The sequence below is a fragment of the Sphingomonas pseudosanguinis genome, assembly GCF_014196255.1.
Taxonomy (GTDB): Bacteria; Pseudomonadota; Alphaproteobacteria; order Sphingomonadales; family Sphingomonadaceae; genus Sphingomonas; species Sphingomonas pseudosanguinis.
In genome coordinates, this window is record NZ_JACIDH010000012.1 from 74,171 (window position 1) to 93,991 (window position 19,821).

Sequence of the window (19,821 nt, forward strand, 5' to 3'; positions counted from 1 at the left end):
CGTGGAAGGAAAAGTTAGATGCGGCTGCCTTTTATCGCGATTGCAGGATGCCTGGCCGTCATGAGCAGCGTCGTGTCAGCGGGCGTCACCACTCAACAGCCGGTGATCGCTGGATATGGTAAAATCACGCCGGTGGAAGGCGCGGCGGAGCGGCCGGACCGCTCCTTGCGATATCGCGTACTGTTCAACGTGACGAAGGCAGCGTCATCCCCCGATAAGGTCAATCCATCGCTCGAAAAGGTGGCACGCTTCCTGAATTTGCTTGGCGCCGATGGCGTGCGGCCGGCACGGGGAGATGTGGTCGTGATCGTCCACGGCCCGGCGACGCCGATCGTCGTCGAGGATGCGGCATATGCGACCAAGACCGGCGCTGCCGCGAACCCCAATCTTGCCCTGATAGCAGAGCTGAAGCGCGCAGGCGTGTCCGTTCGGGTGTGCAGCCAGGCTCTGATCGGAAACGGGATTGCCCGGACCACGGTCGATAAGACTGTCGAAGTTGACGTGTCGGCGCTTACGACGATGGCGACGTTGCAAATACGCGGTTGGGCACTGATCCCGGACTGACTGGCGCGGCACTGTCCCAAAATACCATGGTCGATCGGGAAAGGCGGCGTCAGCACACCGCGATTTTGAACGTCGGCACGTATGTAACCGGAAAGTTCACTGAGCGGGCAATGAAGCAGTAGCGGTTAACCTCGTGGTGGATCGCTTCTGCTTGTGGAATGTCAGTACCTTCCGCAACGACGATCGTCGGCCGCAAGGTGGCCCGGAGGAATTGCCCGGAACCGTCAGCGTGGACCTCTCCGACGCCAATCGGATCATCGGTGTAGCGATGGACCACGATCTTGGCGCTGCTGGCCAAGTGAAGATACCAGAGCATATGACAGCTCGACAACGAGGCCAGAAGAAGGTCTTCCGGATTTGGCAGGGTCGGATCGCCACCCAGAAGGGGATCGTTCGAACAATGGATAGTTGGCTTACCGGGCGTCACCACGTCCCAGGTGCGATCGTAGCCACGATAGGTCCTAGTGCCGTCCCCACGATTGCCGGTCCAGTCGATGCGGCAGGTATATTCGTGTTCCTTAGCCAACTCGCTTCACCCCTTGTCGAGCGGAATTGCCCCCGCCGGGCCAATAGCACGGCATTCCCGACCGGGAACGGCGAACGAGGCTGCCGACACCGTCTCGTTTGGGATGGTATTTCGGGATTATGGAAGTAGATCGGTTAGCCGGTTCCACCTGAGACATCAGGAGCCACTTTGGGGTCCGGGTCCTGCGCCTTGCCGGTCGCGGGTGCCACCTTCTGGCTCGGCATAGCGGTGAGATAAGCAACGATCGCATCGACGTCCTTCTCGGCCACTGGCGCCTTGTACACCTCACGCATCTTGGTGACGGTCGCCTTCCACTGGTCCGCCGATAGCGCAGGCTGAGTTAGCGCCATGCTGGCCGAGTGGCACGAAGTGCAGTTGGCGTTGATGACGTCGGCGTGCGGACCATCGGGGTAGGTAGCGTCATCGACCGGCAGGTCGACGCTGGTCGAGGCGAGCGAAAAGCCGCGGGCTGAGACGCTGGTGGGCGGTGCCGGCTCGGATGTCTCGGAGATCGGGGCAGGCGCCTTGCGGCTGCTCGGCGCCCCGATCGAGACGAGGATAATGCCGGTCAGGCCGATCAGGCCAGCGGCCATGATGCCGGGAGACGGGGTCTTCATGCTACTCGCTCCTCAGGCCGCGATGATGGTGGTGGTCTCGATATTGCCGCGCATGAACCCGCCCGGGTTCCAGATCGGCTTCATCGGCTGGGCGACACCGTTGGTGTTCCAGCAGCGCACCATGATCGGGTTGGCACCGCGTCGCAGCGGCACGCGACCATCCCACCGACGGAAGCTGTACCTGCCCTCGTCCGCTCCGAGCGTCGTCCTGTACCAGGTGCGGCCTCCGTCCGACGATACATCGACCTTGGCGACGCCGCAGTCGCCGCCCATCGCGATGCCGCCGACCGGGATCGATGCCTCATAGGCTATCGTCTGGCCATCGGGCAGGCTGGTCATCCAGCTGCGCGGGATCATGCGGTTGATGGGGACAGTCGGGAAGTCTCTGGCGCCGGGCGCGACATTCGCGCCCGGCGTCGCGGGGATCTTGTAGGCCTTGGCCATCCAATACTGGTCGTCGGGGCCGGGCAGTACCTCGATCGAGTTCAGCATCTTGACCCAATAGGTCGAGTACCAGCCCGGCACGATCAGCCGGCAGGGAAAGCCATTGAGGAGCGGCAGCTGCTCGCCGTTCATGCCGAAGGCGATCATCACTTCGCCGTCGCGGGCATGGTCGATGTCGAGCGCCTTCTCAAAGTCAGGGGCGCCCGCCACGACCGGTTGATCGAGCGCACCGAAGCGCACCTGCACCGCGCCTGTCTTGACCCCGGCGAGGTCGAGCACGTCGCGCAGGCGCACACCGAGCCATTTGGCATTGCCCATCGCGCCGTTGCCCCATTGCGCGCCGGCAACACGTGGCTGGAACAGCCCACGGCTGTTTCCCGAGCATTGGTTGACCGCCGCCATCTCGACCCGCGGCAGGCGCAGCAGCTGGGCGAGGCTGATCGACAGCGGTCGGTTGACGTGGCCGAAGACGTTGAGGCGGAAAGTCTCGACATCGATCGAGGTCGGGATGTCGGCCCAGTGCCAGCGGACGAAGAACTGGTCGTTGGGCGTGAACACCGACTTGTCGAACACGTCCATCGGCGTTTCCAGCAAGGGCGGATGGATACGCTGGAGGATCATGCTGCCCTTGCCGGGAAAGGCGCTGGTCATCGGCCGTTCGGCATTGCCGCCAGGCAGCTTCAGGTCGACGAGCTGCTGCGCCAGTGCCGGCGCGGCGGCAAGGCCGGCGGTACCGAGCGCGGCATGCCTGAGAAAGCGGCGACGGCTGGTCTCACTCGCCAGTCCGGCGTCGAAATTGTCCATGACAAGGCTCTCCTGTGGCCAGCCACGCTGGCGGATCGAAGGGGCGTTTGGCAAGTGATCGGACCGACTGATCCGATCATCATGGCGGATCAGTTCGGGGTGGCGATGCAGGGTGAGACGAACAGGTTGCCGCGCCATGCGCCGGCCAGCGTCTTGGCGCCGACGAGCAGCCACATCGCCGCAAGCGCGACTGTCAGCACCGTGCCGACGAAACTGAAGAAACCGAGGTTCAGCGTCGTGCCTAGGCGGAAGGTGGCGACGGTGTAGACGCCGAGCGGAAAGGTATAGCCCCACCAGCCCAGGTTGAACGGGACGCCGGCGCGCCAGTAGCGGATGGTGATGAGCGTCGCGAGCGCCAGCCACCACAGGCCGAAGCCCCACAGGCAGAGTCCGGCCACAACGCCGATCCCTTGCGCGACGGTACCGACACCGGCCAGCCCGTGCGCCGCGAGGATCGCCGGCGCGTCCGCCCCGAGCACCAGCATGCCCAGAGCACCCGTGCCGATCGGTCCCAGCGCCAGCCAGGAGGACGCCGCCATGCTCTCATGCGGCAGCTTGTGGAGCGCCATGCGCAGGATGAGGATGGCGAGGATGCCGAACGCGACCGGCACCGAATAGGCCCACAGCACATAGGAGGTCGCAAGCGTGACTAGCTGCGCGTGAGGATCGGTCAGATGCGGCGCGAGCAGCCCGCCGCTGGCGCCCGCCACTTCGGCAGCGACGACCGGCAGCAGCCATACCGCGGTCATGCCGTCCAGGCTGTGCTCGTGACGGGTGAACATCATGTACGGGATCAGCACGCCACAGGCGAGCGACATGGCGACGTCGATCCACCACAGGACGTGTGCGACCGGTACGATGCCATTCCCGAACCGTGCGATGCCGAAGGCGAGGCAGCCGTTGATGATCGTCGCGAGGCCCATCGGGATGGTGCCGATGAACATCGACACGGTGTTATGCCCGAAGATGCGCCGCGCCTCGTGCCCGAACATCGCCCAGCGCGCGCCATAAAGGCCGGCGAACAGCGCAAAGAGTGCGATATTGAAGAACCACAACACCTCGCCAACGGGTTTGAGCGAAGGCCCGATGCCGGGCACCTGCGGCAGCGCGAGGGCAAGGATGCCCGTGCCCATCGTCGCGGCGAACCAGTTGGGCGTGAACTGACGGATCATCTCGCGGGGATGATCGAGCCGGCTGAGCGGCTTGAGGCCGCCAAGAACGGAGTGCGTGTCGGCAGTCATGCGACCTGCTCCTTGATGAGGTCCGTCAGCGCGTCGGCCGCGCGGGTGCGATAGCGTTCCTTGTGGCGCAGCGCGTGAAAGGCGCGGTCGGGCAGCCCGAGCGGCAGCTCGACAAGGTCACCGGCCTTGAGCGCGCGCGCGACGACCAATCGCGACAAGACGGCAACGCCGGCACCCGCCTCGACGGCGGTGCGCACCGCCTCGTTGGACGGCAGCGTCATCGCTATCGTCAGCTGGGCCGGATCAAACCCGCGCGTTCGCAGCACGTCCTCGAAGGTCGAGCGCGTACCCGATCCCAGCTCACGGACGATCCAGCGTTCAGTGCGCAGCCAGGCCTCGTCGACACGTTCGGCGTCCTCGCGGCCGACCAGCACCATCGGATCACGCCCGACGTTCCAGTGGGCGAGTGCCGGTTCGTCCACCTCGCCCTCGACAAAGCCGAGTTCCGCCGCGCCGCTCAGCACCTGCGCTGCCGCGCCTTCGGTGTTGTCGATCGCCAGTTCGACCGCGATCTGCGGGTGGCGTTCGTGGAAGGCGGCGAGCTTTGCCGGCAACCAGTAGCTCGCGATCGTCTGGCTGGCGACGATCCGCAATGAACCACGGGCAAGCCCGGCATAGTCCGCCAGCATCGTCTCGGCATGCGCTGCCCGCCCCAGCACCGCGCGCGCTTCCTCCAGAAAGCCGCGGCCTGCTTCGGTCAGCTGGATGCCACGCCCGACGCGGTGAAACAGAGGAACCCCGTAGCGCGCTTCGAGGGCAGCAATCGCGCCGGAGGCAGCGGACTGCGTGACGTTCAGCACCTCCGCTGCCTTGGTAACGTGTTCGCGCTCGGCGACACCGACGAAGATTCTGAGCTGCTCCAGGGTCATGCAGCTTATATCGCGCAATCTGATCGATACGACCAACCGTTTGATCTGCTCATTCCAATCTGGATATCGGAACGATCGGTAATCCTTCGTCTGTGATGGTCTTGAAGACTTGAAGCGATCCGCGCGCTTGCGGCGTTTGTTCGTCCATGACCGATATGATCGAGCGCAAATCCGATCCCTACAACGCCGAGCCGACGCCCGGCGCGCTGATCGAGCGGTTCCTGACGCCGCAGGCGCTGTTCTATGTGCGCAGCCATGGTGCGGTGCCTGATCTGCCTGCCGATCATCGGATCGAAGTGAGCGGGACGGGCATGGCGAGCCGCTCCTTCTCGGTGGAGGAGCTGAAGAGGACGTTTGCCACGCGCACGGTGACGGCAGTTCTCCAGTGCGCCGGCAACCGGCGCACGGATCTCCAGCAGGTCGCCAAAACGTCCGGCGACCCGTGGGACGTGGGCGCGATCGGCAATGCAGAGTGGACCGGCGTACGCCTGGCCGATGTGCTCGATGCGGTCGGCGCACCTGATGCGTCCGACCTGTTCGTGGCGTTCACCGGCGCGGACGAGGTGGACGTGGAGGGCGAGGAAGCCTTGTTCGGGGTATCGATCGCCATGAGCAAGGCGCGGCAGCCCGACGTCCTCCTCGTCTGGGCGATGAACGGCGAGCCGCTGACGCCCGAACACGGCGCACCGCTCCGCATGGTGGTGCCGGGCTATGCCGGCGTGCGCAGCGCCAAATGGCTGACACGGATCGAGGTGCGAGACATGCCTTCCGACGCACCGATCCAGGCGCACGACTACAAGCTGTTTCCCGCCGATGTGACGAGCGACACCGTCGACTGGAGCCGGGGTCTGACCATCAATGCCATGCCGCTCAACGCCGCGATCTGCGTGCCCGGCTCTGGCGAAAGCCTGCCGGCCGGGGAGGTGCGGATCGAGGGCTATGCCATCGCCTATGATCGCCGCGTCTCTCGGGTCGAAGTGTCGGTAAACGGTGGTCGCGAGTGGCAACAGGCGACGTTCGCCGATGATCCGGAGACGCACTGGGGTTGGCGGCGCTGGACCCTCGACGCCACGCTTGCCAAAGGTCGCCAGCACCTTGTCGTGCGCGCCTTCGACGGGGCTGGACAGGGACAGCCCGAACGGCCGGACACGATGTGGAACTTCGCCGGATATCTGTGCACCGCCTGGCATCACGTCCACGTGCTGGTCGAATGATCGAAGCGTCAGCGGCATCGGACATCGGCTTCTGGATCGATGCGATCGGGCGGCTGGTGGTGGCGACCGCGGCCGGGATGGTGCTCGGCTGGGAACGCTCGCGCGAGAACCGGCAGATCATGGGCTTGCGAACGCTGGGTCTGGTCGGTCTGGCGAGCTGCATCGCCGTGCAGGCGGTCGTGCATAGTGGCCTGCCAAATGTAAACGCCGACGCCGCAGGGCGGGCGATGCAGGGCATTCTGACAGGCGTCGGTTTCATCGGTGCCGGCGCGGTGCTGCGGGTCGGCCAGGGTCAGGAAGTGCATGGATTGGCGACCGCCGCGTGCATCTGGGTGACGGCCACGATCGGCGCGGCAGCAGGGTTGGCGGTGTGGCCGCTCATCATCGGCGGGGTGAGCCTTGCAATGCTCGTCCTGTTCGTCGGCGCGCCGCTGGAACGCCGCATCCGCGAGCGAGCCCGTCTGACGCCGGCCGAGACCGACAGGAAGGATGTCGAGCGCAAGCCGTGATCGCGCTGGACCGCCCGGTGCCCGTCGGCGCCGGGAGGCGGCAAGGCGCTATCAGGACACAAGCGCGGCATCTGCCTGACGCCGGACTTCATCGGCGATCGGATGCAGTTCGGCCGCGGGTCGCTCGCCCACCACACTATAGCCGATCCCGTCGACCGCCCATGTGACCCGGCCCATGGTCCCGCTGGACGTGCTGGTCATGCTCGCAGTCTTGTCGATCTGCATGGGCCTCGTCAGCACCGCAAGTTTCGACGCTTGCGGTCCGTCGTAGAGGAGCAGTGCCGCAGGGCCATGGGGCGTCGCGACCAGTCGCCCCCCGCCATAGCGATAGCCGGCCGTGCTGAGGTCCGGGATCGTGACGCGCTCACCCAATCGAGCGGAGGTCCATCGGATCAGCATGTCGCGCTGGTCGGGGCCGATCTCCGCCGGTCGTATCCGGTCGGCGGCATAGACACGGAAATTATCACTCGCCTCGTTGGCCAGCGCCGCGATGCCCGCGCGGGGTTCGCCGCTCCACCGCGCGCTCGACCAGCCACCGCCAAACCCCAACGCCAGCAGAAGTGACGCGGCGATGGCGAGCTGCCAACGCGGTTGCCGTTGCCGTCCCCTGATCGCTGCCACGCGCATCGTCGCCGGGATCGGTTCATCCGCGACGGGGGCGAACAGGGATGCAAGGGCTCGCGCCTGCTCCGCCTGCTCTCGCACACGGGCATGCACGTCCGGCTGGCCTTCAAGATAGGCGTCGACCAGGCGCTGCCGCTCGGGCGACAGCCTGCCATCGATCCATGCGGCCAGATCGTCCTCGCCGATCGGGCTGGTCATTGCACGCTCCTCAATCGCGGCCGTTCACCCTCCCGGAGGAGGGTCGCCAGACGGTCGCGCCCCCGCGATATGCGCGACATTACCGTGCCCAGCGGCACGCCGACTACGGCAGCGACCTCCGCATAGGGCAGGCCCTCGACCGAGACCAGGAGCAGCACCGTTCGCTGTTCTTCAGGCAACGCATCAAGCGCGCGCAGCAGGTCGCGGTGGTGCAGGCCTGTGTCCTGATCGGCCGGGCGGCCGAGCGCGGCGTCGTCCACGAGGTGGAGCGGAACCGCCGTACCTCGCCGGCTATGCTGCCGCTGATGATCGACCAACAAATTGTGCAGGATCGCATAGACCCACGGGCGGACCTCCGCACCCCGTCGCTGTCGCCAGCGCCCGACCGCGCGCTCCAGGCAATCCTGCACCACGTCATCCGCCATCACCCGGTCGCGCAACCACGACCGGGCATAGCGGCGCAGCCCGGGGATCAGCGGTTCGATCGCGGCGGCAAGCGGGTCCATCTCAGTCGCGCTGCACCTGCACGATGCGCCCCGGCGCGCCGTTCACCACCTCCGCAACCGCCAGAAAGCGCCGGGGTGTCGCGGTGCTGCCCTGAACGATCTGGCGGATCGGACCCGATGCGTTGACGATCGCCGCACCTGCCGGGTTGCTCATGAAGTTCGCAAGCGGCTCTACAGCGCCGCTGCCGTCCGCATTGGCGGTCAGTACGAGCATGTAAGGCTTCTTGGGCTGCAAACCGGTAACGGCACTCTGCACGACCTGAATGATGCCCTGGTCGAAGAGGGTGATGCTGCTTGCCGTACCTTTGCCGCCAATCGGCCCCATGGTCAGATGCAGCGCCTTGCCCGCTGTGCCGAGCGGCTGGAGATTGTCGGTGCCGGGGCCTGTCGGAACTGCGTTCGACACATAGGCGATCGCCTGCGGTGCCTGTCCGACCGGCACGGTAGCGACGACCGTGTTGCCGGCAGTGTCGATCGCGGCCAGCTCATCGGAATTCTCTAGCCCGACATAAACGCGCCGGCCGTCGCCCGATGGCCAAACACCGTGCGGCATCTTGCCGACCGGAATTGTTGCCACCGGCGTGAAGTCGGACGTGCGGAACACCTTGACCACATTCTCTCCGCCGACCGTCACATACGCGAACTGCCCCTTGGCCGTGCGGGCGAAATTGACATGGTTCGTGATAGGCCCGGTATCCAGCACCTTCAGGATCGCGAAGGGTGGCCGAGCATCGAATGCGACCGTCTTGCCGATGTCCTTCAGCGTAAACCACACTTGCTTGCCGTCCGGCGTCGCGGCGATGTTGGGGCAGAAGGGGCTTGGCTGCGCCACCTGTCCGACCTGCGCGTGGGTCGCGACATCGAACACAGCCAATACCGGATTGAACGAAGAGCAGACATAGCCGTACCGGCCATCGGGAGAGAAGATCGTCATGCCCGGACCACCGGGCGTCTTGATGCGCCCCGTCTCCTTGTACGTCGTGGGGTCGAGCACGGCGATATAATCCTCGCCGCGGACCGTGACCCACACCTCCTTGCCGTCCGGCGTGAAGAACGCCTCGTGCGGACTGCGCCCGACATAGGTCGTGTGCTTGACGGTGTTGGTGGCGGTGTCGATCCACGACACGGCGTTCGATCCGATCGACACGACCGCCAAGGTCTTCCCGTCCGGCGAGAAGCCCAGGCCGTGAACCAGCACCTGTCCCTTGTAGAGCGGGGAGAAGTTCATCGGCTGGGGATCGCCGAGTTTGATGACGCCGAGCAGCCGGTTGTCGGCCGGGTCGGTCACCGACACCGTGTTGGAGAATTGTTCAGACGCATAGACGCGGTCGCGGTGGCTGACGGGCATGTCCTTAGCGTTCCACGGCGCCTGCTGGGCCATGGCGAGGCCCGGTGCGGCGCTCATCAGCAAGGCGGCCGAGCGCAGGATGGTCCGGATCATGTCAGTGCTCCATAGGGCTATGGTGGTCGCCGCCCTGCGTCGGGGCTGGCGTCGAAGGCGGTAGCGGCTGGCCGATCGCCAGCTTCATGGCGGCGATCTCCTGCTGCTGATCGATGATGATTTCCTGCGCGATGCGCTTGAGCTGCTCGTTATGGCCGTAGCGCAGCTCCGCCACCGCCATATCGATGGCACCCTGATGATGCGGAAGCATCATCGCCACGAAGTCGCGGTCGACGTCACCGGACGGCTTGACCATCATGCCCGCCATCATCCGGTCCATCGCGACAGACATCATGGTAGCGTAGCCATCGGCGGGGGCGGCCGCGACTGCGCCGGTAAGTAGGGCCGAAGCCGTCAGACCCAGCATCCAATCTCGTCTACGCATAAGCCTCCAGCGCATCGGTCTCGAAAGCGTAGACGATGCTCGTCGGGGTTTATTCCGTGGCCAAAGCCATTTTATCGGTCCTCACCAAAACGATAGTCTCATGCTTCTGCGGTTGGTTGACCGGGTCGCGGTCGGACAGCATATGCGCAGGCACGGCGATGGATTTCCGCCGGGCCATTCGGTCGAACCGCCCTCGCAAGGGCCGATGATTCCTACCAGGCGCCGCAAGGCAGCAAGGAGGAATCGTGCGCGCGACATTTCGCAATCTCTATGACCAGTTCAACATGGCAGCGTTCATTCGCGATCGCCGCACCCATGCCACGTCGGTACTGCGGTGGGCTTTGATCCTGGTCCCGATGGCCGCAGCGGTGGGAACGCTCTGCGCGGCCTTCCTGCGGAGCCTCGACGCCGTAACCCGGCTTCGCTTCGCCTTTCCCTGGCTGCTCTACCTGCTGCCGATCGGCGGGTTCGTGGTCGGACTGCTCTACCATCTGACAGGGCGCTCGGTCGAAGGCGGCAACAACCTCATCGTCGAGCAAATCCACGAACCGGGGGGCGGCGTGCCGCTGCGCATGGCTCCGCTCATCTTCTTCGGCACGGTCGTGACACATCTGTTCGGGGGATCGGCGGGACGTGAAGGCACCGCCGTGCAGTTGGGCGGCAGTCTTGCCAGCGGGTTTGGACGCGCGCTCAGATTGGATGCGGAAGCGACACGCACCCTCCTTATGACCGGGATCGCGGCTGGGTTCGGCGCGGTCTTCGGGACGCCGATTGCGGGCGCGGTCTTTGCACTGGAGGTGCTGGCGATCGGTCGGGTCGAGTATCGCGCGCTGGTGCCATGCCTGGTCGCGGCGCTGGTCGGTGACTGGACCTGTCTTGCCTGGGGCATTCATCACGGCGTCTACCATGTCGATGCGCTGGTGCCGGTCGACGCGCTGCTCGTCGCCAAGGCCGGTGTCGCCGGCATTGCCTTCGGTCTGACCGGGCTGACCTTTGCCGAGGCCAATCACGCGCTGGGCGGATGGTTGAAGCGCGTGATCCCCTATGGCCCACTACGACCCGTTATCGGCGGGCTGGCCGTGATTGCGCTGGTCTGGCTGCTCGGAACCCGCGACTATCTTGGCCTGGGTACGCTCGCCGCGACACCGGACAGCCTGACCATCGCCAGCTTCTTTGGTCCCGATACGCACTCGTGGAGCTGGGCGCTGAAGCTGCTCTTTACCGTCGTGACCCTGAGCGCGGGCTTCAAGGGGGGCGAGGTCACGCCGCTGTTCTTTATCGGCGCGGCGCTCGGCAATGCGCTCGCGCCGATGTTCGGAGTACCGTCGGGGCTATTCGCAGCGATCGGCTTCGTCGCGCTGTTCGCGGGCGCGGCCAACACACCGCTGGCTTGCACGTTCATGGGGATCGAGTTGTTCGGCGCGGCCTATACGGTGCCGATCGCAGTCGCGTGCTTCGTCGCCTACCTCTGCTCAGGCCACAACGGCATCTACCTGTCGCAGCGCGTCGCTGTGCCAAAGGTACCTGCCGCACACCTCACACCCGACGCGACCCTGCGCGATGCCCGCACGCACCGCGCTTCTCGCCGGCGCACGCGCGCCTGATCCTGTTTCCTGTCGAAAGCCGGTCATGCCCAATCGTTTCACCGTCCATCACCGCGAAGTCGGGATGCTGCGCATCTATCTGAAACCGTCCGACAAGATCGGCCCGCGTCGCTTCTGGGGGGCAAAGCCGCTCTATCGCGAGCTGATTCGCACCGCGAAGGCGGACGGCATCATCAACGCCGTCGCGCAAAATACCCATTACGGCTTCAGCAATCACGAACCGATCCGGGAGAACGGCTCGGAAATTGCCGATCCGCATCTGACGATCTGTGTCGAACTGGTCGGCGATCGCGATCAGCTCGACCTCTTCTGTCGCCGGCATGGAGATCTGATCGGCGACAAGGTGATCGTCTACAAACGACTGGAGCATTGGACTATCACGCGCAAAACTGAGCTAACCAGAGCCTGATCGGCGTTCCCGTAAAGGAACCCCAGCCAGGATCACAGAAGGTGAGGGAGGGCACTTCACCTCTCGGGCGGCACCATTTCCCAAAACCTGTTCCCGATTGCGCTTTCTCGAAATGGACACCTGGCGACGGGGTTATGGGACTGGGGTCGTGTCGCCAAAGTCCTGAGTTCCGAGCGTCTCGTATGTCGCTATTTTGCGACATCACTGCAGTGACTTGCCCATCCGGACTAGCGGTACCGACACGCCATCTGCTGCTGCTGCAGCGATCGGCGCCTCCAGTCGCCGGTATCCGCACGCCGTGTAGAGCGGCTCCCCCGCCAGCGTAGCCATCATCTCTGAGCGAACGAAACCGGCGGTGCGCGCGGCGCTCTCGCACAAGTCTAAGATCATGCGGCCGAGGCCGCGCCGAACATAGCCAGGGTCAGTGTACATCGCACGGATCCGCGCCGCATCGATCGCCGGATCGAGGCGTTCGGGCTCTCGGGCCACGATGCTCGCGTCTCCTCCGAACAGCGTCTTGCGGTAACTCCACCCGCCACAGCCCGCGATCGTGTCCCCGTCGAGCAGCATGAAGTAGGTACCATCCCGCAGCAGTTGCGTGTCCAAACCCATTACCTGATGGCTGGCACGGATCTGATCAGGTGTCAGAAAACCTGATTGCAGCTGGTCGATGGCGCGGCGGATCGTGATCTTGAGGGCGTCCAGATCGTCGATCGTGGCGGTGCGTGGAGTAAGCTTCACGTCTTGTCCCATGAGAAGCGGTGAGACGGACCGATCCGCCTCACCGCTGCTTGTCAGTACTTCACGCGCAGACGCGTATAGTAGAAGCCGCCGTTGAATCCGAAGGGGCCGCCATTTCGCGGGTATACCTGACCATCAGAGGTCCCGCCGGTTAGCGGATAGATCTGCACGGTCGCGGTCGGAGCGAGCCGATCGGGCCGTTCGTCGGTGAAATTCTGCGCACCGACTGCCAGCGTGAAATGGTCGGCAAAGGTATAGCTCAGCTCGAGGTCGGTGGTGAACTTGCCGCCGAAACGCTGATTAGGCACGCCGTTGGTCTGACCGTAATCCTGCGCACTGGTGAACGAGCTATAATAGTTCTCGCGCACGTTGAAGCTCAGGTTGTCGAGCGACCAATTGCCATTGAATACCACACGGTGCTTGGGTGCTAAATTCTCGGCATCGATCAGCTGCGCCGCGCTGATGATCCGCGTGTTGTAGTCGACGACCTTGGTATCATTGTAATTGTACGCGATCGAAAAGTTGAGCAGTGCTTCGCTCAGCGTCGTGCGCCAGGTGCCGACGACATCGATGCCGCGGGTGCGCGTCTTGAACCCGTTGGTGAAATATTGCACCTGCCCGCCGACGCCGACTGGGAGCAGAGCGGGCTGCGCGGCGAGATCGGCCGCGGTGACGATGAACGGCGAGGTGAGGCCGATGCGGTTGCGCAGATCGATCTGATAGCCGTCAACCGTGATCGTCATGTTGGCGACCGGTTCCAGGATGAAGCCAGCGCCGTAGTTGGTCGACTTCTCCGGCGTCAGATCGCTCGCGCCGTAATATTGCGCCACTGCGGTGTTGGTCGGGTAGGTGCCGCTCTGGAATGCGACGCCGTTGTTGAACGAGGTCGTCACAATCGAGACGTTGGATTGACCGGGCGAAGGCGCGTGGAAGCCGGTGCCGATGCTGCCGCGGACAGAGAAGGCGTCAGCGAATTTGTAGAGCGCGTTGACCTTACCGACCCAGGCGTCGCCGAAGGTGTTATAATGCTCGTAGCGGCCGGCTGCACCGACCGTCAGCGCTTCGGTCAGATCGGTCTCGAGCCCGACGTACAGGCCATAGGCTTTCTGGCTGAACTTGCCCGCTGTCTGCGGGCTGGTGCCGGCATAGCCGCTCGCACCGACACCCTGCGCGGCGGTCGTGCCGGAGAAGGCGTACACGCCGGGCGCGGTCTGCGTGTAGAGCCGCTGCGCGACCGCGTAAGGACCGGCGGCATAGGATTGCTCGTCTCCGGCAGTCTGCTCGTAGGTTTCCTTGCGGAATTCACCACCGAACGAGATCGTCAGTGGCGCTGCGAGCCCGAGGTCAGCGGCATAGGTGAAGTCGGCGTTGGCGTTCACTTCCTTCTGGATCAGATCGCCGAAGTCGAAACTGGTCTGGGTCGCGGGACCGAAGGAGAAGTTGGCCGAGCTGTACATCGACAGCGCCAGCTTGTTTCGCGCCCAGGTGCCCGACAAGTCGTAGCTGAAGTCGCCGCTCGTCCCCTTGTAGCCGACTACGCCGTAGATCTCTTGCGACTTGCCGACGAAGCGCGGCGTGAAGCCTGCCGGATAGAGGTTGGCGAAACGGAAGGTGTTGGTGTCGCGCACGAAGCCGCCTGCAGGGCAAGTAGCGTTGCCGGTTGGACACGGCGTCAGGAAGAAGGTGTTGTTGAAGGCGCCGTTCGCGCCCTGGTTGCGCACCACGCCATTGGTGTCGACCGCGGTGCTCGATACGGGAGCGCGGTAGTTGAAGCTCTGGTTGCCCTTACTCTCGGCGTAATTGCCGAACGCGTAGAGCTTGCTGTTGTCGGTGACGTTGATCGCGGCGTTCACCACCGATTTGAACCCGTGCATGGGCGAATTGCCCCAGATCTGCACCGGTCCGGGAAAGTTCGGCAGTTGCGACGCGAGCGCGGGGAAGTTCTGCGCGAAATTGGCCGCCGACGGTCGCGTGACACCGCGGCTGGTCTGGCCCTCGTCGACGTATTCGGCGGTTGCGCTGATGAAGCCCCAAGTGCCTTTGAGGCCGGCGTTGCCGGCGATCTGGTAGCTCTCGCCGTCACCCGCGTAGTACTGGCCCGCCCGGCCGACGATCTCGATCCCCTGATCTTCGCGCAGACCGTAGTTCAGCACGCCGGCGATCGCGTCAGAGCCATATTGCGCGGTGGCACCTTCGCGCAGCACCTGCAGGCTGCCGATCGCGAGCGAGGGGATGGCGGAGATGTCCGGACCCTGCGCACCGCGCCCGAGCCCGGTATCGCTGCCGCCGTAGACCTGCACCAGCGCCGCGCGATTGTAGCGCTTGCCGTTCAGCATGACGAGCACCTGATCGCCCGCCAACCCGCGCAGCGACGGCGAGCGCACGAAGGTGGACGCGTCGGAGATCGAGTTCTGCCCGGCGTAGAACGAGGGCACGATGTTCTTCAGCTGGTCGATCATGTTCGCCGACGGCTGTGTCGTCAGTTCGGCCGCGCTGATGACGTCGACCGGTGATGGCGAGTTGGCCAGCGTGCGATCGGTGCGTCGCGTACCGAGCACGACGATGTCGTCGCTGGGATCCGCGGAGGCGGCAGTGCCGGCCGATGCCGACGCGTCCTGCGCCGCCTCCGCTTGCGGCAGGGTCGTTGTCGCCGCAGTTGTCGTCGCGACAGGCTCCGCCGCGTGCGCGGTACCGGCAGCAAGCAGCGCGAACGCGATCGCGCCAGCTGACGTGGTATGTCTGATCATCTGATGCTCCCTTGATGAGTGGCTCTCAGGCGTCCTTCCCCATGTTCCCGTTCCCGACCGCCGATTGAGCTCGGCGCGCCGGAACGCTTGATGATCAGCCCTGCAAATGTGGCGGTGTCGTTTGCTCGCATCGCCTGAAGCAACAATGGCCGCGTCGGCACTAGACTGACAAACAGAATCTTTCGCGTCTGCGCGCTTGAGGGTATCTATGTTGCAGAATTGATACAGGTAAGTGATGTAAGGAAGCTATGTGCAAGCTGCCGCGGTGATCCGCCCTGCCACCCCCGCCGACGCGGGGAGCATGAGAAAGTTGGGGGTCATGCCGCCTTCCGTTCGTCCCTCCACCTCTGAAAGTCATTGGCCAACGTGCCATCAAGGGTACGGACGCGGAGTTGCACAAGCAGATGCACCCCTCTGGGCGTCCACTGCATCTGTTGCTTCTTTGCGAAGCGCTTTGCGACGACCTGGTTGACGGTCGATTCCACGAAGGCGGTCGAGACTGCTTCGCCATATCGTCGTCGCTCGCCATAGTTCGGGATCATGCTGGCATTGGCGCTGATATAGCTTTCGAACTCCCGCAAATGCTTGAGGAGATTGCGAGCTTGCGGCGAGACCTGTGGGTGGCTCATCGGCTCGTCGGTGACATCCGGATCTGTCGCACCAAGCATTCTGGTCTCGACGTCGCCGATTAGGTCGAGAGCACGGCGCCAGTTGCCGTGCCAGAGGAAGTGCCGAACTCGCTCGAGAGTGGCGACGGCCACGTCTTTATCCGTCTCGGATGGGGGCGGCAATCCGCGCGCGATCTGCTGCATGACCGTCACCCGCATGGCGATGTGGAAATAGTCGAGGACATGCTCGGCGTTCGGCCGCATGTCCCATTGAAGATTGCGGACGTTCCTGCCACCATCGGACCCAACCAAACGCGATCTGGATTACCCGGTGCAGACCAAAAAGCGTCAGATCGCTGCGAACCAGCAAGCGTCGCCAAATCATCGGCGATATATCCCGGAGGCCGACCTTCAGACGGTAAGCGACAAGCGGAGCCGGTTTCGACATGCTCCTAAAGCTACCGGATCAGCACCGTCACCCCCAGCTTTTTTATGCCCCCCAGAAGAGCTACGACACCAAGCGTGCTTTCAAGAGCCCGTCCTGGACCACGCGGATCGATCAGGTGCCGATCGCGCGGTGAGATCAATAGCGATAGCCTGCCTGCCGGCAGGCCGCTGCCAGCTTCATCACTCGCCCATCCTTCGCGCCGTACTGGCGCAACCGTGCGGAATAGCTGTAGGCGCTTGCAATCATAGCGGCGTGTGCTCGCAAACAGCCTGATTTCCTGCTCACGCTTTCTGCCACTGGCGGGGAGCGTCCTGCTCGAATTATCTGCCAGTGTGCTCGCCATCATCCGGCGCTGCTTGCAAACGGGGCGTTGTGCTCACGCTCCGTGCCAATGGGCTCTCCAAACCCGTAGCCGGCAAGCGCTTTTGCGAAGCAGGTTTCCAGAACAGTTCTGACAAGCGGCGGGCCGCAGAAATGCGTTGTCGTCATGGCCCGCCCGCGAGGTCGTCAGAAAGGAAGGTTTTCGCGAACAGGGCCAGCGCATAATAGGCGATGACACCACGCAAGCGGAAAGGGTGCGATGACCAAAACCGAAATGCTGGAGACGATGAAACGCCTCGACGCCCATGCGAATGCCCTGCTGCTGATCGGTGCTTCCGATATCGATCTGCTCGGCGGCATGTTCGACGTGATGCCGGACTTCAAGGCGCTGCTCGATGCCGGATACGGCGAAGAGATCGAGAGAAACGCCGGTCGCTTCCCCGGCCTGCACCGCTACGCCGTCATGCTCTCAAATATCGCCGAAGGGATCGCGGACGGCTCCATCCGGGTGCCACGCTGACGCCACTCCCGCTGGCAGATAATGTGAGCAGGCGACCATGACTGCGAGCAGCGCCGGATGATGGCGAGCACATTGGCAATTAGCGTGAGCAGACTGCTCCGCCCATTGTCAGATAATCCGAGCAGAAAATCGCTCCGTTTGCGAGCAGACGCCGCTACGATTGCAAGCGCCTACAGTTAGCAGGCGTGCAGCTGAAGAAGTCCGCCTGATCGGCGAGACTGGCGATCTCCTGGCACTCCAAGGTGGCGAGATCGTCAAACGAGACCGTCTGCTCCTCCGCCAGTCCGGGGAAATGGGCAAGACCGCCCTCGATGCACAAGCGGACCTCACCTTTTATCGTCTCGTCCAAGGCCTTGCCCTTCTGCATCAGATCACTCCAACTATGCTCCGGGCCTCGGTGGCAGCGGCGCATCGTACAGATTTATCCAGCGCATGCCCATGCGTTGCCATGCTTTAGGAGCAGAGCGCCTCACCATAGCACTTGTGCGACCTTGCCGTTCTGCATAATATCATATCTGAATTATTGAAGGTGTGCACACGTGCATATTATCACTCTTGCAGCTCAGAAGGGTGGCGTTGGCAAAACGACGCTCGCGGTGAATTTGGCGGTCGCTGCTGAAGCGGTCGGGATCAAGACGGCTCTCTTTGATCTCGACCCGCAGGAGAGCGCGACCGCTTGGAGCGAGCGACGAACGGCCGAGCTGCCGCACGTCGAGCCAATCAGTGCGAGACGCCTCGACCAAGCGATTGATGCAGCTGAGGCCAACGGCTTTGCACTTACTATCATCGACACACCGCCAGCGGCGGGCGCGGAAGCCGCCGCAGCGGCGCAGCGTGCCGATCTGGTCGTTATCCCCTGCCGTCCGTCATTGATCGATCTTGATGCGATCAAGCGCACGGCACAGCTTATCACCAGCACGGGGCGAACGGGCGTGGTCGTGCTGAATGCCGCCCCCCCTACCGCAACCACATTGCTGGACGATGCCAAAACGCTTGCCGAGGCAACCGGCTTACGGGTGGCGCGTGCCGTATTGCGGGAGCGCAGCGTCTACCGAGCGGCATGGCCTTACGGCTTGGGCGTCATTGAGCATGAGCCGAAAGGTAAAGCTGCCTTGGAAATTGCAGCCTTGCAGAAGCACATATTTGATGATGTGATCAATTGCACACCTGCAAATGTGAAAGCTTGATTATGGCGAAACGGACTTCCCTGTTGGGGCCGGCAGTAGCGGCACCCTCCCCTCGCGAACCCGAGCTGGAACGCCAGTCGGCTCCGGCGACCTTGCCGCCGAGTGCCGCACGATCAGGTGGCAAGCGACCGGGTAAGTATCACCTCGGGGCATATTTTGATCCTGCAGATCCCACGGCGGAGGCATTTCGCGTTTTGGCAGCGCGGACCCGGCGGAGTCACCAAGATCTCCTTGCTGAAGCGATCAGCGAACTGGTCGCCAAGTATGAAGCCGACAAGCAATTCGGCCGTGTGTGACGATGTGCACACCTGCAACAATGCAGGATGGCAGGATTGATCCTTCATGACCAAGCGCCAAAATCCCAACCCCGAATTTGATCTGTTCATCCCGTTGATGGGCGACCTCCCGCTGAAAGATCAGCGGGAGACGATGGAGCGGCCGTTCTTCTCGCTCCAGAAGCGCAAGCGGGTGAAGCCGATCGAATATAGCAGCCCGGACGGCGAGACGTGGGTCAAGATTGAGGCGATCCCCGCCTACGGCATGGCCACGATCTGGGACGCCGATATCTTGATATGGGCGGCGTCCACGCTCAATCGGATGCGGGAGCAGGGGGTCAACGACCTTCCCCGGACACTTAGAACTACGTCCTATGACCTGTTGCGGGCGATCAAGCGCGACACCAGCGGCCGGGCTTATCAGGAGTTGCAGGCTGCACTCCAGCGGCTTCAAACGACTTCCATATCGACCTCGATCCGCGCGCCCAAGCGGCGGACTAAGGCCGGTTTCAACTGGCTCGACAAATGGACGCTGGAGGTGGACCCGGACACTGACCAACCGCGCGGGATGACCATTACGCTGTCGGACTGGGTGTATGAGGGTATTATGGGGGAGCGGTCACTGCTCACCATGCACCAAGATTATTTCCTGCTGACCGGGGGGCTGGAACGCGCCCTGTATCGTATCGCGCGCAAGCACGCCGGCAATCAGAAGGGCGGGTGGACGTGTCGCGTCGAGGTGCTGCGCGACAAGACAGGCAGCGACAGCAAACCAAAAGAGTTCAACCGGATGCTGCGCAAAGTGGTGGAAGCCGACCAGCTCCCCGATTATGCGATGCACATGGCCGCAACAGCCGATGGCAGTCCTGCCGTGCTGTTTCGACTTCGGGGTGAAGCGGAGGCGCTGGCACTGACTGCCAAGTTGGCCCCTGTGCATTGTAGGGACACAGATTCACGGTAAGCGTCAGCGGGCAGTTAGCGGCGCAGTTTCTCGATACCAAGTTCGCGCCACATCCATT

General features: G+C 63.7%; 23 protein-coding genes and 1 riboswitch. Of the genes, 9 read left to right on the forward strand and 14 right to left on the reverse strand.

The window, feature by feature from the left end:
* Window positions 1-18: 18 nt before the first annotated feature.
* Window positions 19-564, forward strand: a complete 546-nt coding sequence (locus GGR48_RS12900) for a DsrE family protein (RefSeq protein WP_425326507.1) — start codon at window positions 19-21, stop codon at window positions 562-564.
* Between the two features lie 49 nt (window positions 565-613).
* On the opposite strand, the gene GGR48_RS12905 is transcribed toward GGR48_RS12900, so the two are convergent.
* The 5 genes from GGR48_RS12905 to GGR48_RS12925 form a co-directional block, all read right to left on the reverse strand.
* Window positions 614-1,090, reverse strand: a complete 477-nt coding sequence (locus GGR48_RS12905) for an OsmC family protein (protein ID WP_183952273.1) — start codon at window positions 1,088-1,090, stop codon at window positions 614-616.
* 134 nt (window positions 1,091-1,224) lie between these two features.
* On the reverse strand, window positions 1,225-1,707 hold the full coding sequence (locus GGR48_RS12910) for a c-type cytochrome (protein WP_183952274.1): 483 nt from the start codon (window positions 1,705-1,707) through the stop codon (window positions 1,225-1,227).
* Window positions 1,708-1,719: 12 nt separating this feature from the next.
* Window positions 1,720-2,955 carry a molybdopterin-dependent oxidoreductase gene (locus GGR48_RS12915; RefSeq protein WP_183952275.1) on the reverse strand — a complete coding sequence of 412 codons (1,236 nt, stop codon included), beginning with the start codon at window positions 2,953-2,955 and terminating at the stop codon, window positions 1,720-1,722.
* An 89-nt stretch (window positions 2,956-3,044) separates the two neighbouring features.
* Window positions 3,045-4,196, reverse strand: coding sequence for a TDT family transporter (locus tag GGR48_RS12920; protein WP_183952276.1), 1,152 nt, complete (start codon window positions 4,194-4,196; stop codon window positions 3,045-3,047).
* Window positions 4,193-5,065 carry a LysR family transcriptional regulator gene (locus GGR48_RS12925; RefSeq protein ID WP_183952277.1) on the reverse strand — a complete coding sequence of 291 codons (873 nt, stop codon included), beginning with the start codon at window positions 5,063-5,065 and terminating at the stop codon, window positions 4,193-4,195. The genes GGR48_RS12920 and GGR48_RS12925 overlap by 4 nt, the downstream gene beginning before the upstream one ends.
* A 146-nt stretch (window positions 5,066-5,211) precedes the next feature.
* Here GGR48_RS12925 and GGR48_RS12930 point away from each other — a divergent pair, with 146 nt between their 5' ends.
* Together GGR48_RS12930 and GGR48_RS12935 are read left to right on the forward strand one after the other, a co-directional pair.
* Window positions 5,212-6,279: a molybdopterin-dependent oxidoreductase gene (locus GGR48_RS12930; RefSeq protein WP_183952278.1), complete on the forward strand. Its 1,068-nt coding sequence runs from the start codon at window positions 5,212-5,214 to the stop codon at window positions 6,277-6,279.
* A complete protein-coding gene (locus GGR48_RS12935) occupies window positions 6,276-6,788 on the forward strand; it encodes an MgtC/SapB family protein (protein ID WP_183952279.1) in 513 nt (170 codons plus the stop codon). Before GGR48_RS12930 ends, GGR48_RS12935 begins: the two co-directional genes overlap by 4 nt.
* Before the next feature lie 51 nt (window positions 6,789-6,839).
* Here GGR48_RS12935 and GGR48_RS12940 read toward each other — a convergent pair whose 3' ends face one another.
* The 4 genes from GGR48_RS12940 to GGR48_RS12955 are packed head-to-tail and all read right to left on the reverse strand — an operon-like array spanning window position 6,840 to window position 9,924.
* Entirely contained in the window at window positions 6,840-7,610 is a 771-nt protein-coding gene (locus GGR48_RS12940; RefSeq protein WP_183952280.1) for an anti-sigma factor family protein, read from the reverse strand.
* Window positions 7,607-8,116, reverse strand: a complete 510-nt coding sequence (locus GGR48_RS12945; RefSeq protein ID WP_007406239.1) for an RNA polymerase sigma factor — start codon at window positions 8,114-8,116, stop codon at window positions 7,607-7,609. The genes GGR48_RS12940 and GGR48_RS12945 overlap by 4 nt, the downstream gene beginning before the upstream one ends.
* 1 nt (window position 8,117) lies before the next feature.
* Window positions 8,118-9,557: a YncE family protein gene (locus GGR48_RS12950; RefSeq protein WP_007406255.1), complete on the reverse strand. Its 1,440-nt coding sequence runs from the start codon at window positions 9,555-9,557 to the stop codon at window positions 8,118-8,120.
* A gap of 1 nt (window position 9,558) precedes the next feature.
* On the reverse strand, window positions 9,559-9,924 hold the full coding sequence (locus GGR48_RS12955; RefSeq protein WP_219994278.1) for a DUF305 domain-containing protein: 366 nt from the start codon (window positions 9,922-9,924) through the stop codon (window positions 9,559-9,561).
* A 163-nt stretch (window positions 9,925-10,087) separates the two neighbouring features.
* A riboswitch (Fluoride riboswitch) is annotated at window positions 10,088-10,164 on the forward strand.
* Between the two features lie 23 nt (window positions 10,165-10,187).
* Between GGR48_RS12955 and GGR48_RS12960 the strand changes: the two genes are divergently transcribed.
* Together GGR48_RS12960 and GGR48_RS12965 are read left to right on the forward strand one after the other, a co-directional pair.
* Window positions 10,188-11,546: a voltage-gated chloride channel family protein gene (locus GGR48_RS12960; protein WP_007406263.1), complete on the forward strand. Its 1,359-nt coding sequence runs from the start codon at window positions 10,188-10,190 to the stop codon at window positions 11,544-11,546.
* A complete protein-coding gene (locus GGR48_RS12965; protein WP_204200589.1) occupies window positions 11,503-11,955 on the forward strand; it encodes a DUF190 domain-containing protein in 453 nt (150 codons plus the stop codon). The genes GGR48_RS12960 and GGR48_RS12965 overlap by 44 nt, the downstream gene beginning before the upstream one ends.
* A gap of 201 nt (window positions 11,956-12,156) precedes the next feature.
* On the opposite strand, the gene GGR48_RS12970 is transcribed toward GGR48_RS12965, so the two are convergent.
* The 4 genes from GGR48_RS12970 to GGR48_RS18445 all read right to left on the reverse strand — a co-directional run bounded on the left by GGR48_RS12970 (window position 12,157) and on the right by GGR48_RS18445 (window position 16,499).
* Entirely contained in the window at window positions 12,157-12,708 is a 552-nt protein-coding gene (locus GGR48_RS12970) for a GNAT family N-acetyltransferase (protein ID WP_010408831.1), read from the reverse strand.
* 41 nt (window positions 12,709-12,749) lie between these two features.
* Window positions 12,750-15,443: a TonB-dependent receptor plug domain-containing protein gene (locus tag GGR48_RS12975; RefSeq protein ID WP_007406879.1), complete on the reverse strand. Its 2,694-nt coding sequence runs from the start codon at window positions 15,441-15,443 to the stop codon at window positions 12,750-12,752.
* A gap of 317 nt (window positions 15,444-15,760) precedes the next feature.
* A complete protein-coding gene (locus GGR48_RS12980) occupies window positions 15,761-16,315 on the reverse strand; it encodes a hypothetical protein (protein ID WP_183952284.1) in 555 nt (184 codons plus the stop codon).
* A complete protein-coding gene (locus tag GGR48_RS18445) occupies window positions 16,209-16,499 on the reverse strand; it encodes an IS1096 element passenger TnpR family protein (protein WP_076711802.1) in 291 nt (96 codons plus the stop codon). Before GGR48_RS18445 ends, GGR48_RS12980 begins: the two co-directional genes overlap by 107 nt.
* Before the next feature lie 580 nt (window positions 16,500-17,079).
* Between GGR48_RS18445 and GGR48_RS12990 the strand changes: the two genes are divergently transcribed.
* Window positions 17,080-17,340 carry a hypothetical protein gene (locus GGR48_RS12990; protein ID WP_021320008.1) on the forward strand — a complete coding sequence of 87 codons (261 nt, stop codon included), beginning with the start codon at window positions 17,080-17,082 and terminating at the stop codon, window positions 17,338-17,340.
* Window positions 17,341-17,494: 154 nt separating this feature from the next.
* Here the strand turns inward: GGR48_RS12990 and GGR48_RS12995 are convergent, their stop codons facing one another.
* A complete protein-coding gene (locus GGR48_RS12995) occupies window positions 17,495-17,707 on the reverse strand; it encodes a protealysin inhibitor emfourin (protein WP_076711803.1) in 213 nt (70 codons plus the stop codon).
* A 172-nt stretch (window positions 17,708-17,879) separates the two neighbouring features.
* On the opposite strand from GGR48_RS12995, the gene GGR48_RS13000 reads away from it, so the two are divergent.
* From GGR48_RS13000 to GGR48_RS13005, 3 genes are read left to right on the forward strand one after another with little or no spacing between them, the layout of a single operon-like run.
* Window positions 17,880-18,527, forward strand: coding sequence for a ParA family protein (locus GGR48_RS13000; protein WP_047867243.1), 648 nt, complete (start codon window positions 17,880-17,882; stop codon window positions 18,525-18,527).
* Window positions 18,528-18,529: 2 nt separating this feature from the next.
* Window positions 18,530-18,823 (forward strand): ribbon-helix-helix domain-containing protein, encoded by a 294-nt coding sequence (locus GGR48_RS18450; RefSeq protein ID WP_373853882.1) that lies wholly within the window; start codon window positions 18,530-18,532, stop codon window positions 18,821-18,823.
* Window positions 18,824-18,869: 46 nt separating this feature from the next.
* The gene (locus GGR48_RS13005; RefSeq protein ID WP_183952281.1) at window positions 18,870-19,763 is read left to right on the forward strand and encodes a replication initiator protein A; all 894 of its coding nucleotides are present in this window, start codon (window positions 18,870-18,872) and stop codon (window positions 19,761-19,763) included.
* Window positions 19,764-19,821 lie beyond the last annotated feature (58 nt).